General features: G+C 42.9%; 16 protein-coding genes. All 16 read right to left on the bottom strand.

Translation table 11 applies throughout. The features are described from left to right. Positions 1–13 precede the first annotated feature (13 nt). A complete protein-coding gene (gene sucD, locus BQ4305_RS19580) occupies positions 14–916 on the bottom strand; it encodes a succinate--CoA ligase subunit alpha (protein ID WP_110929402.1) in 903 nt (300 codons plus the stop codon). Positions 917–933: 17 nt separating this feature from the next. After that, entirely contained in the window at positions 934–2094 is a 1161-nt protein-coding gene (gene sucC, locus BQ4305_RS19575; protein WP_110929401.1) for an ADP-forming succinate--CoA ligase subunit beta, read from the bottom strand. 302 nt (positions 2095–2396) lie between these two features. Then, positions 2397–2675 carry an EscU/YscU/HrcU family type III secretion system export apparatus switch protein gene (locus BQ4305_RS19570; protein ID WP_110929400.1) on the bottom strand — a complete coding sequence of 93 codons (279 nt, stop codon included), beginning with the start codon at positions 2673–2675 and terminating at the stop codon, positions 2397–2399. Continuing rightward, entirely contained in the window at positions 2672–4498 is a 1827-nt protein-coding gene (locus BQ4305_RS19565) for a hypothetical protein (RefSeq protein ID WP_110929399.1), read from the bottom strand. Before BQ4305_RS19565 ends, BQ4305_RS19570 begins: the two co-directional genes overlap by 4 nt. 18 nt (positions 4499–4516) lie before the next feature. Then, positions 4517–5296 carry a ribonuclease HII gene (locus tag BQ4305_RS19560; RefSeq protein ID WP_110929704.1) on the bottom strand — a complete coding sequence of 260 codons (780 nt, stop codon included), beginning with the start codon at positions 5294–5296 and terminating at the stop codon, positions 4517–4519. Positions 5297–5416: 120 nt separating this feature from the next. Further along, complete coding sequence (gene ylqF, locus BQ4305_RS19555; RefSeq protein WP_110929398.1) at positions 5417–6289, bottom strand: ribosome biogenesis GTPase YlqF; 873 nt, start codon at positions 6287–6289, stop codon at positions 5417–5419. Positions 6290–6338: 49 nt separating this feature from the next. Continuing rightward, positions 6339–6893, bottom strand: coding sequence for a signal peptidase I (lepB, locus tag BQ4305_RS19550; protein ID WP_110929397.1), 555 nt, complete (start codon positions 6891–6893; stop codon positions 6339–6341). A 226-nt stretch (positions 6894–7119) separates the two neighbouring features. Then, a complete protein-coding gene (rplS, locus tag BQ4305_RS19545) occupies positions 7120–7467 on the bottom strand; it encodes a 50S ribosomal protein L19 (RefSeq protein ID WP_110929396.1) in 348 nt (115 codons plus the stop codon). 129 nt (positions 7468–7596) lie between these two features. Continuing rightward, entirely contained in the window at positions 7597–8331 is a 735-nt protein-coding gene (trmD, locus tag BQ4305_RS19540) for a tRNA (guanosine(37)-N1)-methyltransferase TrmD (protein WP_110929703.1), read from the bottom strand. Then, positions 8331–8849: a ribosome maturation factor RimM gene (gene rimM, locus BQ4305_RS19535; protein WP_110929395.1), complete on the bottom strand. Its 519-nt coding sequence runs from the start codon at positions 8847–8849 to the stop codon at positions 8331–8333. Before rimM ends, trmD begins: the two co-directional genes overlap by 1 nt. A 10-nt stretch (positions 8850–8859) precedes the next feature. Next, on the bottom strand, positions 8860–9246 hold the full coding sequence (locus BQ4305_RS19530; protein ID WP_110929394.1) for a YlqD family protein: 387 nt from the start codon (positions 9244–9246) through the stop codon (positions 8860–8862). Positions 9247–9528: 282 nt separating this feature from the next. Beyond that, positions 9529–9759 (bottom strand): KH domain-containing protein, encoded by a 231-nt coding sequence (locus BQ4305_RS19525; RefSeq protein WP_110929393.1) that lies wholly within the window; start codon positions 9757–9759, stop codon positions 9529–9531. A gap of 9 nt (positions 9760–9768) precedes the next feature. Then, positions 9769–10041, bottom strand: a complete 273-nt coding sequence (rpsP, locus tag BQ4305_RS19520; RefSeq protein WP_110929392.1) for a 30S ribosomal protein S16 — start codon at positions 10039–10041, stop codon at positions 9769–9771. A gap of 130 nt (positions 10042–10171) precedes the next feature. Continuing rightward, positions 10172–11512, bottom strand: coding sequence for a signal recognition particle protein (gene ffh, locus BQ4305_RS19515; protein WP_110929391.1), 1341 nt, complete (start codon positions 11510–11512; stop codon positions 10172–10174). A gap of 11 nt (positions 11513–11523) precedes the next feature. Next, positions 11524–11856, bottom strand: a complete 333-nt coding sequence (locus BQ4305_RS19510; RefSeq protein ID WP_110929390.1) for a putative DNA-binding protein — start codon at positions 11854–11856, stop codon at positions 11524–11526. Between the two features lie 191 nt (positions 11857–12047). Then, positions 12048–13043 (bottom strand): signal recognition particle-docking protein FtsY, encoded by a 996-nt coding sequence (gene ftsY, locus BQ4305_RS19505; RefSeq protein WP_110929389.1) that lies wholly within the window; start codon positions 13041–13043, stop codon positions 12048–12050. Between the last annotated feature and the right edge of the window lie 2 nt (positions 13044–13045).

The following is a 13045-nucleotide window of genomic DNA, read 5'->3' as shown; positions in this document are numbered from 1 at the left end:
TAGAAATCACTTATTAATGGGTTTTACATACATCATAAATGCCATTTTCTTTTATTGCATTGATCAATGTTTCACCAATTACGGATGGAGTGTCAGCTACTTTGATTCCGGACTCGTTCATTACACGAATTTTCTCGTCTGCAGTGCCTTTTCCGCCTGAAATGATTGCACCTGCATGGCCCATCCTTTTCCCAGCAGGTGCAGTCCGTCCTCCGATGAATCCGACCACTGGTTTGGTCATATGTTCTTTCACCCATACTGCGGCTTCTTCTTCCGCCGTGCCGCCTATTTCGCCGATCATAATGACCGCTTTCGTTTCGGGATCATCATTGAAAGCCTTTAAAACGTCGATGAAGTTTGTACCATTTACTGGATCACCGCCAATTCCTACTGCTGTAGACTGGCCGATGCCCGCCTGAGAAAGCTGATGAACCGCTTCATATGTTAAAGTGCCGGAACGGGATACGACACCAATATGCCCTTTTTTATGAATATATCCGGGCATGATTCCAATCTTGCATTCTTCAGGTGTGATCACTCCGGGACAATTCGGTCCAATCAGGCGCGTTTTTTTCCCTTTCATATATCTTTTTACTTTAACCATATCCAACACAGGGATATGTTCTGTTATGCAGATTACCATATCCAGCTCTGCATCAACAGCTTCAAGTATAGCATCGGCCGCAAATGGCGCAGGTACATATATAACGGATGCTGTGGCGCCTGTCTCGGCAACTGCCTCAGCAACGGTATTGAATACCGGAACACCTTCCGCTTCGCTTCCGCCCTTCCCCGGAGAAGTGCCGCCTACAATCTTTGTACCGTATTCAAGCATCTGTTTCGTATGAAAAATAGCTGTTGAACCTGTAATCCCTTGAACAATTACTTTTGTATCTTTATTAATAAATACACTCATTATAATCCCCCCCTGCTTTATCCTACTAATGCTACGATTTTTTCTGCCCCGTCTGCCATAGATTCAGCAGCCGTAATATTTAGCCCAGATTCTTTTAATATCTGTTTTCCAAGGTCGACATTTGTCCCTTCTAACCGTACGACCAATGGAACATCCAGACCTAATTCTCTTGCAGCACCCACTACCCCTGTGGCAATAATATCGCACTTCATGATTCCTCCAAAAATGTTAACGAAAATCCCCTTAACATTTTGATCGGAAAGGATGATCTTAAAGGCTTCCTTAACCTTTTCTTCTGTAGCACCGCCCCCAACATCAAGGAAGTTAGCAGGATCGCCATTATAATGTTTGATAATGTCCATAGTTGCCATTGCCAAGCCTGCGCCATTTACCATGCAGCCAATGTTCCCGTCGAGAGAAATATAGCTTAAGTCATATTTAGACGCTTCAATTTCTTTTGGATCTTCTTCATCAAAATCACGAAAATCAACTATGTCCTTATGTCGATATAATGCATTATCATCAAAGTTCAATTTTGCATCAAGTGCCATCACATCTCCGGCACCCGTTACAACCAACGGATTGATTTCCGCAATCGAACAGTCCTTTTCAATAAAAGCGGTATATAATCCTGTCATAAATTTAACAGCTTTATTCACCAGTGCGGTAGGTATATTAATATTAAATGCAATTCTTCTTGCCTGATAGGCAGACAGACCAACCACCGGATCTATATATTCCTTGAAAATTTTCTCAGGAGTCTTTTCGGCAACTTCTTCAATTTCTGTGCCGCCCTCTTCAGATGCCATCAGAACTACCCCGTCTGTTGCCCTGTCAAGTACCAGACCCACATAATACTCTTTCTTGATATCGCAGCCTTCTTCAATAAGTAAACGCTTAACTTCCTTGCCCAAAGGACCCGTTTGATGGGTAATAAGCGTTTTGCCCAGGATTTCTTCTGCATATGTACGAACTTCATCAAGATTCTTAGCAACCTTAACACCGCCCGCTTTGCCTCGGCCTCCAGCATGAATCTGAGCTTTGACGACTGTTACCTCAGTTCCAAGTGATTTGGCTGCTTCTACAGCTTCTTCCACTGTATAGGCCACTTGACCGTCTGGAACCGATACCCCGTATTGCCGTAAAATTTCTTTCCCCTGATACTCGTGGATATTCATTTTACATCCTCCTTATCTACTAAAAAACAAACTGAAGTTAAGCATGTTTTCTCTACCATATTACAACATATTTCTCCTTCATGCATTTTTTTCTTTCGTTTTTTCAAAATTTATTATAATAATATATTTCTCACAATATATTTTTTCATTTATTCCCTACTTAAATCGATTGATTTCCATTTATTCTTCATATTTTTTAAAGAATTAACAAGTCATTTTTATGTATTGATTCAGAGTAAGTTAATATTTCCCTATATCAAAAAGGCATGGTCCCTTGACCATACCTTCTGAGAAAAGTCCGCTTATTTATTTTTTGCTATATCTCTATCCAATTTGTAAATAAAAGCAAACACTTCCGCTACAGGTCCATAAAGCTCCTCAGGAATCGATTCATTCACGTCAAGCTTGCTTAATAGTTCAAGCAGGCTTGGGTCACTCTGGACAGGAATAGCATGTTCTCTGGCTGCCGATAAAATATTTTCTGCCACTTTGCCTCTTCCCTTGGCTGTCACTGTCGGTACCTGAGACGAGACTGGGTGATATTTAAGCGCGACAGCCTGCTTCCTTTTTTCCTCTCTCATATTCGTATATCCAGCCTGTCATATATTTCTTTAGGAGCAGCAGACCCGCTTTTCTTCATTCCTGCTGTTCCATCCTGTCCGCTCTGTTTAAACACAATCCCAGAAAGACGGTATCCCAGTCTATCGAGGCTTTCCCTCATCGTTTCTACATGGCCGGCTGCAAACCTGTCCATTTGTTCGCCCATTTGATTGGCAATTGTCATCGTAATCACCTCGCCCTGGATTTGCACATCAATAACCGTTTCAGCCAATTGCTCAAGATTCAGGTAAAATATAATCCGGCAAAATTCCGGATCTATTGAACCATCCTCTTTTTTTCTCCCGCTCCACTCCATTGTTAGATCGGTTTTCCAATCCTTTAATATTAACGGGACTGTAACTTGAAATTGCTGAAGAGGACCGGTTTCCCGGAAGGATAATTGCTGTGCCGTAAGTTTTTGGACAAGCTGTCCCGCAGCTTCCTTAATAGGTTCAGGCTGACTTTCAGCAAGCAGCTTCAGCAATAACGGTTTTAGCATCATCTCCGGCTCTGTATTCCCCTGTCCTGAATGATATTTAGAAAGTGAATTTTCCAGCTGAAGACCCAGAAGGCTTATGAGCTTTTTCAAATGCATACTGAAATTCTGCTCGGTTTCTCCTCTGAGTGTATTTGTTTCCACATTAGAAAGCACTCGCTGTTCAAGCGGTGTCAATCCTGAATGATTCTTTCCGGCTGCGAGCAGCCATTCTGCCGAAGCTTCATTAGAAGACGGCGCATGCTGGCCACCTACAAGGCGAGTGAGGAGTCTTGTGATAAATTCTCCTTTATTGTTTTCCGCCTTGTTTTGCAGCCATTGCATAGCCAGTTCTGTTGGTGTTCCATTTTTTTCACCAATATTCAGATCCGGAATACGAGAAAGAATGCCCTTTAGCACTGCATTTCTTCCACTGTCTGCTTGCTGCTGAAGGGCAGAGATTGTCTGCAGCACCCTGAGCGCTTCACCCTCTGCCTTGCTCTCAGCCTGTTTGATGTTTCCGGCAACGGATAATACGTCAGTTAAAAAACTTTTTTCTGTATGTCCTGCCTGAATAAACCCAGCCTTCTGCAGCAAGCTGAAGGCTGCAGCTCTCTCTTCTCTTGGTATATCTTTAGAAAGCCAATGTTCGATTAATTTTTGTACACCTGTCCCCTGCAGTCCCTCTCGTTTCGAAAGGACCATATTCTCCAGAAGAGGTTTCAGCTCTTTTGCAGTATTGGTTACATTTCCTTCTTCTTTCAGCAAATGTAACAGTCCTGACAAGAGCTGATGAAGAGAATCGCCTTTAGCTTGCTCTTGCATGGCATAAAATACATCATCTGCAAATGGAAGTCCCTTACTGTGCATATGTCTTATACTTTCGAGGGCTATATTGGGATTTTTAGCAGATTCCAGCCATTGAAGTGACTTTTCAAAATCTGCCTGCTCGATTGGCCAGCCGTTTTTCAGCATGAGGCCGGCTAAATCTTTTGAGTGCTGAGTTTGAGGGATTCCCATGTGGGTAAGTACTTGAGAGGACGTACCAGTCATTTGCCGGCCCTTTTCTAAAGCAGGAGCAATTACCTTTAAAACCAGTTTTCCATCCTGTACGGGCTGCACCTGCAGCAAATATCGTTTACCAGCTTCCAGAGGGGCTTCCAATTTCGCAATCACTGTCCGTCCTCCTAAGATTACCTCTGCTGTCTGACGGGGGAAAAGCTTTTGAATCTTACCTGCAATAATATGCCCGCTTTTTAACGGTTCAGCAGCAGATCGCAGCTGAACCTCTCCCACTTTGAATAAATCACGGATACCTGTAAAATCCACTATTCTTCCCCCTTTCATTTATTTTGAAGGCAAAAGTCTTTCCTTTACAGGTGAAAAACTTTTTCTGTGCCAGGGAGTTAAGCCAAACAAGTCTAAAGCCTCCAGATGGGCAGGCGTGCCATATCCCATATTTTGCTCAAAATGATAGTGTGGATGCTGTTCTGCATATTCCCGCATTATTCTATCCCTCGTCACCTTTGCCACAATAGAAGCAGCGGATATGGAAATGCTTTTTGAATCCCCTTTAATAATCGAGAGCTGGGGAATTGAAAGGTCCAGTTCCATAGCATCAATGAGCAGGTGGTCAGGCATTATGGATAGCTTGGACACCGCCTGCAGCATCGCCTTTTTCGCAGCCTGGTAAATATTAATCTCGTCAATTTCATCGCTATGTATGATTCCTGTCCCCACGCTTACAGCTTCCTTCATAATGGTCTCGTAAAATCTCTCTCTTGTTTTCTCAGGGACCTTTTTCGAATCGTTTAACCCAGGTAAAAGAAACCCATCGGGAAGAATGACTGCACTTGCGACTACCGGGCCGGCTAAGGGGCCCCTCCCCACTTCATCAATACCAGCTATGAATGTAAATCCTTTTTGTTTCAGTTCCTTTTCAAAAGAAGACATTCTTTCAAACTCTTGAAGTACTTTCTGCCTTCTCTCATAATGCCGCTTCCATTTATCCGCCAGATCTTGGACTCCTTTGCGTCCATCCTCGCTGCATTGAATCAAAAACGGATCAAACGGATCCTGAACAGATTTTAAAACCCTTGAAATTTCTTTAATACTTAGCTTGTTAATCAATGTTTATCACCTATACTTTATTTATCGGTATGAAGCAGAAACTGTTAAAAGCCCGTCTTTGTTTTTTCAACATAAAAACAGCGGGGCAGCTCCGTGACCTCCCCGCTGTCGACCTTATTACATTTCCTTCTCTGTTTCCTCAGGGGCAGCCGGCATTTCAAAAGTGAGCGGCCCCATTTTTTCAGAACGGATTTCCCTGACGACAAGTTCAGCTGTCTTGTCATAGTCCACCATTCCGCGGCTGGCCAAACACCCTCTGAATTTGCCGACTGCATCAAATAGTTCAACGGTTTCTTCCGGGATCTCTGTCAGACTGTACCGTGACTTAAGCCTGTCCGAATATTCCTTCTCCAGGAAACGCAGCCCATACAGTGATACTTCATGAAGATTCAATATCGTATCTTTGATCGCTCCTGTTAAAGCTAATTTAAGGCCTACTTCCTGATCTTCAAATTTTGGCCAAAGGATTCCCGGAGTATCAAGCAGTTCCATTTCTTTTCCTACTTTAATCCATTGCTGTGCTTTTGTTACTCCAGGCGTATTGCCGGTTTTCGCGATATTTTTTTTCGCAAGCCGGTTAATGAGAGTTGATTTTCCCACGTTTGGAATCCCAACAATCATGGCACGGATTGCCCTTGGCTTGATTCCCTTCGCTTTCATCCTATCAAACTTTTCTTTCAGCAATTCCTTGGCTGCAGCCGTAATTTGGTTAAGTCCGTTTCCTGCCTGAGAATTGATAGCAACAGCTTTAACTCCTTGATTTTTATAGTACTCCAGCCATTGCTTCGTTTTAATGGGATCTGCCATATCGGCTTTATTTAATAAAATAATCCTTGGTTTATGCTGAATGATCTCATCTATCATCGGATTCCTTGAAGAAGCCGGAATCCGCGCATCCACCAGTTCAAAAATGATATCGATAAGCTTTAATTTTTCTGTTACTTCCCGTCTTGCTTTGGCCATATGGCCCGGGAACCATTGAATAGTCAATGAAATCCACCTTTCCGAAAGACAGGGCTTTAAAGCCTGCCTCTTTCGTTCATTTGACGAATCGGGTATCCTTAACAGGCGAGAAGACCAAACTTGCCTTTCCAAGGACCCTGTCATAAGAAATCACGCCAATATGCCTGCTGTCTTTGCTGTAGCGGCGATTATCTCCAAGGACAAAGAGATGATTTTCCGGAACCGTTTTTCTCCCGATACTATCTGATAACGTGAACGGCTCCGTCAAAGGACCTCCATCAATCAATTGTTGTTTATATTTTTTTAAATATTTCTCTTTATATGGTTTCCCGTTAATATATAGAATATCATCTCTATATTCTACAGTATCGCCCGGAAGCCCGATGATTCGCTTAATATATTCCCTGCCTTCCTCATCCCGGAAAACAATGATATCGAATCGTTTCGGCTCCTTAAAAACATAGGATACCTTATTCACGAGCAGTCTTTCATTGTCTTTTAATGTCGGCATCATGGAATAGCCGTCAACAAAAATCGGGGTAAGGAGGAAGAAGCGGATGAATCCAACCACAAGTATGGCAACTGCCGCGGCTTTTATCCATTCTCGTATCACTTTTCGTTTCTTTGACATTCCATCATCCCTTTAAGATCATATCCTCATCCTGTCATTTTACCATTTTTTTGAGGGTAAGGCGAGGAAGTCAGACGGATCAGCAGTTTATCCAAAACATTTTTAGACAGAAGACGTTTTGGTCAGAAGAATGGCGTAAAAAAAGGGAGCCTGCTGAACAAGCTCCCTTCCTTCACATACTGTTTCTATTCGCTTGTTCATGGCAAGCCCGCCGGAAAGCGGAAAATTAGCGGCGAATTTCTTTAATACGCGCTTTTTTACCACGAAGTTCACGTAGGTAGTAAAGTTTCGCACGACGTACTTTACCGTAACGAACTACTTCTAATTTTGCGATTTTTGGTGTGTGGACAGGGAAAGCTCTTTCTACTCCTACACCGTAAGAGATCTTACGGACAGTGAAAGTTTCGCTGATTCCGCCGCCGCGGCGTTTGATAACAACACCTTCGAACAACTGAATACGCTCGCGAGTGCCCTCAACAACTTTTACGTGTACACGTACAGTATCTCCCGGACGAAAATCTGGAAGGTCTGTGCGAAGCTGTTCTTGTGTAATTTCTTGAATAAGTTTTTGCATTGTTTTCCAACTCCTCCTGGACGCTCTTGCAAAGCATTTTGTTTGCAGCGGAACATCGTTATAAGGCCCGGCATTTTGCCAAGCACAAGATTTATCATACCATACAGCAATCCTTGTTGCAACAGGATCCTACTGTTCTTTTTTGATTTCTTCCAATAACTTTGCTTCCGCCTCATCGATTGAATAGTTTTTCAGCATATCCGGTCTTCTGTGCCAAGTTCTGCGGAGAGATTCCTTCATACGCCATTCATCAATTCGCTTATGATTTCCGGAAAGCAGGGCATCCGGCACCTTCATGCCGCGGAAATCTGCCGGCCTTGTATAATGCGGATGCTCAAGAAGCCCTGACGAATGTGAATCCATAATCGGTGAATCCTCATTGCCCAGCACGCCTGGAAGAAGCCTCACCACACTGTCGATGATCACCATTGCTCCCAGTTCTCCCCCAGTCAATACATAATCCCCTATAGAAATCTCATCAGTCACTAAATGTTCCCGGATTCGTTCATCATATCCTTCATAATGGCCGCAGATAAAAACTAAATGGTCTTCTTGAGCCAGCTCTTCTGCCTTCTTCTGGGTATACCGTTCACCCTGAGGGCAGAGAAGGACTACACGAGGCTTCTTATCAGCCTGTCCTGTCAATGACTCTACTGCATCAAAAATGGGCTGAGGCTTCAAAACCATGCCTGCTCCTCCCCCGTATGGATAGTCATCCACAGTTTGATGCTTATTATCAGCATAATCTCTAAAATTAGTGACTTTATAATGAACGGCACCTTTTTCCTGTGCCTTTTTCAATATTGAGGAACCGAGCACCCCTTCAAACATCTCTGGAAAAAGAGATAATACATCAATCTTCATCAATCCAGCAGTCCTTCCATAGGTGTAATGATGACTTTCTTTGCTTCTATATTTACTTCTTTAACAATCTGATCGATATACGGGATCAATACATCCTTGCCCTTGGCCGGTTTTACCACCCACACATCATTTGCTCCGGGTGTAAGCACCTCTGTGATTTTGCCAATCTCATCTCCTGTGTCTGTATATACGATACAGCCTATAATCTCATGGAAATAAAACTCTCCTTCATCGAGTTTGCTCAGCTGGTCGGAAGAAACCTTAAGGATTCCGTCTCGAAAAGCTTCTACTTGATTGACATTGTCCAACCCCTCAAAAGATAAAAGGTTAAAATTCTTATGTGTACGATGCGTTTTAATCTTTAAAGCCAGAGGCTCTTTTTCATTCTCACGGAATAGATAAAGTGTATTGCCTATTCGGTAGCGGTCTTCCGCAAAATCCGTTCTCGATATGACCCGGACTTCACCTTTGATCCCATGAGTATTTACAATTTTCCCTACATTAAACCATTTTTCCATTATGTCACCTCTAGCGAATTTCTGCGACAATGCCATCCTTTATTAAGATGGTCTTAGTCGAAATAAGTTCTTCCCAATCTGCTCCAACTTCCACTTCCACGATGCTTTGCATTTCACGTTCCTTCAACTCACTGCCTATAGGCAAAATTTCCAGCTGTTCCATCTGAAAGTCCAGAAGCTTTATCTTTTCAAGCCTGCTGTTTATTTCTTTCTCAAAGTGCATTTTTAAGCTGGCAGGAGAAACATTCCTCGTTTTTTCCAGCTTCTTGAGTTCAAATCTAAGCTGCTCGCTCTCTTTTTGAAGCTGAAGCCGTTTCGACTTGTACTTTATCAGGAGCTGATTCTTGCTGGACTCTGTTAAGACCTGAGCAACAATTATATTCTGGAGAATTTTCATACCAGCACCTCCTTCTCTCCATGGTTAGACAGTAACGTTATGTATATCATTTATTATTTCTTACCTAAATTGCCTTATTCTCTAAGTATAGCGTATCTTACAGAATAATGCGCCTAAAAAGGAATGCTAAAACAAGCACTGATGGTGATGATTGAAGCCCGTTTATATCATTTAGGCTGGCCGTCAGTTTCGACAGGTGAAGCATATCAGGGGATTTTAGAAACGTAATACAGAGGACAGTGCAGGTTCTGAATATAAATAAAAAGGAGGGGAAGCCCCTCCTCATTCGGATATTTCCAAAATGATTTTCTTTTGCTGAGTTGATGCTGCTGCATTTACTACAGTCCGAATCGCTTTGGCAACCCGCCCTTGCTTTCCAATGACCTTTCCCATATCCTTCTTATGAACAGAAAGGATATAAGTGATACGATCACTTTCTTCCCTTGAGGACACATGGACCTCTTCAGGATATTCAACAAGGGGCGAAACAATTGTTTCGATCAGTTCTTTCATCTGAATCGATTACTTGCTGTTTTTAGCAACGTGGAATTTTTCCATGATGCCTTCTTTAGAGAACAAGTTGCGGACTGTATCAGATGGTTTTGCTCCATCTTGCAGCCATTTAAGAGCAAGCTCTTCGTTGATTTCAACTTTTGCTGGTTCTGCAACCGGGTTATAAGTTCCAACCACTTCAATGTAACGTCCGTCACGTGGTGAACGAGAATCTGCAACTACAATACGATAGAAAGGAGTTTTCTTAGCTCCCATACGTTTTAAGCGAATTTTTACTGCCATTTTAAATAAGCACCTCCGAATAGTTTCACACAAGATAGTATAATATCAAATGTATGGTTGGTTTGTAAAGGTTTTTTTCTTAACAGTTTAAAAAACCTTGTGATACGTGGCTTTATTACCTGAAATTTGATTACATAAAAGGAAATTTAAAGCCTTTTTTCTTACCTTTTTGCATACTTGTTACCTGTTTCATCATCTTTTTCATCTCTTCAAATTGCTTGAGCAGCCGGTTTACTTCCTGGATTGTTCTTCCGCTGCCTTTTGCAATTCGTTTTCTTCGGGAAGCATTGATGACTTCAGGCTGTTCTTTTTCTTTTGCGGTCATAGACCGTATGATCGCTTCCACATGGCCAATTTGCTTTTCATCAATCTGAAGATTATCCATTCCCTTGATTTTATTAGCTCCGGGAATCATCTTCAGCAAATCATCCAGCGGTCCCATATTGCGGACCTGGCCAAGCTGCTCCAGGAAATCATCCAAGGTGAAAGTAGCCGTCCGCATTTTCTGCTCCAGCTGCTTCGCCTTTTCTTCATCCACATTGGCCTGCGCCTTCTCAATTAAAGAAAGTACATCACCCATGCCCAGGATTCTTGATGCCATTCTTTCAGGATGAAAAGCCTCAAGTGCATCTAATTTTTCTCCCATACCGACAAATTTAATCGGTGTGCTGGTGACAGAACGAATGGAAAGCGCTGCTCCGCCTCGGGTATCCCCATCCAGTTTGGTCAGCACTACTCCTGTCAGGCCCAGCTGTTCATTAAAGCTTTGCGCAACATTCACAGCATCCTGACCGGTCATAGCATCGACCACGAGTAAAATTTCAGCAGGATTAGCCAGTTCTTTAATTTCCTGCAGTTCACCCATCAGATTTTCATCAATATGCAGGCGGCCGGCTGTATCAATCAGAACATAATCATGATGTTCTTCTTTTGCCTTTTCAATGGCCTGCTTAGCGATTTCAACAGGACTGACCTGATCTCCCAGTGAAAAAACAGGCATACTCAGCTGTTTGCCAAGTGTTTCAAGCTGTTTGATTGCTGCAGGACGGTAAATATCTGCCGCCACCAGCAAAGGCTTGCGGTTATATTTTTTTCTTAGAAGATTGGCAAGTTTACCAGTTGTAGTTGTTTTACCGGCACCCTGCAGACCGACCATCATAACAACAGTCGGAGGACGGGAAGCGACGGCAATTTTGCTCTGTTCTCCGCCCATTAGCTCGGTCAGTTCTTCTTTTACTACTTTAATGACTTGCTGGCCGGGAGTTAAGCTTTTGAGCACTTCCTGCCCTACCGCACGTTCACTGACCCGCTTGACGAATTCTTTGACGACTTTGAAGTTAACATCCGCTTCAAGAAGCGCCAAACGGACTTCGCGCATCATTTCTTTAACATCCGCTTCGTTGACTTTCCCTTTTCCGCGGATTTTCTGCATCGTGCTTTGCAATCGGTCGGCCAAACCTTCAAATGCCATATTTGAGCCTCCTAATCCAGCTTCTCGAGAATTTTGATTGCTTCCAAAAGATCCTCAGAAGAAAAATGATCTTGTTCAATAAGTTTCTTTGTCTCGGCAATCCATTTGGTTCGCTCTTGAAATTTTTGAAATAACAACAGCTTCGCTTCATATTCCTCCAGCATCGCTTCTGTTCTTTTTATATTGTCATAGACTGCCTGCCTGCTTACTTCATATTCTTCGGCAATCTCACCAAGAGAGTAATCATCCAGATAGTAGAGGGACATATAGCTCTTTTGCTTCTCAGTTAACAACGATTGATAAAAATCATAAAGATAATTGATGCGCGTTGTCTTTTCGAGCATTTAATAACCCTCCCTGCTGTTAAGTGAAAACCCTTTACAAGTTTTTAGTATACAATCCCGCCTATGCAATGTCAAGGCAAACTCCTTACCACTATTTAGCGTTTTCCTTCTTCGGCTGATTCCCTTGGATGATTCATTCAAAAAAACCGCCGGAAGATAGTAAAATCTAGGCACCGGCAGCTTTAATCGGGTTATTCTGTTTCCTCTGTTTCAAGGCTGTCCGCAAACAGGCCATACACATATTTCTCAGCATCAAACTCTTGAAGATCATCCATCTTTTCGCCAAGACCGACGAATTTAACCGGGATATCAAGTTCATTTTTGATGGCCAGAACAATCCCGCCTTTTGCAGTACCGTCCAGCTTTGTAAGGACAATGCCTGTTACATTGGTTGCTTCCTTGAACGTTTTAGCCTGAATAAGCGCATTTTGGCCTGTCGTCGCATCCAACGCAAGCAGGACTTCATGCGGGGCGCCAGGGATCTCTCTTTCAATGACGCGCTTTACTTTCTCCAGCTCTTTCATCAAATTCACTTTATTTTGGAGACGGCCGGCTGTATCACAAATTAAGATATCCGATTTTCTCGCTTTGGCGGCCTGCAGGGCATCAAACATGACAGCAGCTGGATCCGAGCCTTCTGCCTGCTTAATAACATCTACACCGACACGTTCTCCCCATACTTCAAGCTGTTCGATTGCTCCTGCACGGAACGTATCTCCAGCTGCAAGGACTACCGATTTCCCTTCTTCTTTAAACTTGTGGGCGAGTTTGCCGATCGTCGTTGTTTTGCCGACACCGTTCACGCCGACGAACAGAATGACTGTCAGCCCGTCAGCCTGGATATTTAACGCTGGAGATGCCTCGCCATCCCCTTTATAAATATCCACTAGTTTTTCAGATATAACAGCCTGCACCTCTTTGGTATCTGAAATATTGCGGCGTTTTACTTCCTGCTTCAGCTCGTCAATTAATTCCATAACCGTCTCAAATCCTACATCTGCCTGAATTAGGATTTCCTCTAGCTCTTCAAAGAACTCCTCATCCACTTTTCTGTACCGGGCTACAAGATCATTCATTCTTCCGGTAAAAGAATCCCTTGTTTTGGTTAAACCTTGCTTAAACTTCTCACCAATTGACTCTTCACCTTGGTTTGTAAATTTTTCTTTCAGTTTTTTAAAAAACCCCATTA

Source organism: Bacillus massiliglaciei, from assembly GCF_900098925.1.
Taxonomy (GTDB): Bacteria; Bacillota; Bacilli; order Bacillales; family DSM-1321; genus Peribacillus; species Peribacillus massiliglaciei.
This window is presented reverse-complemented; position numbering and strand designations above follow the sequence as displayed.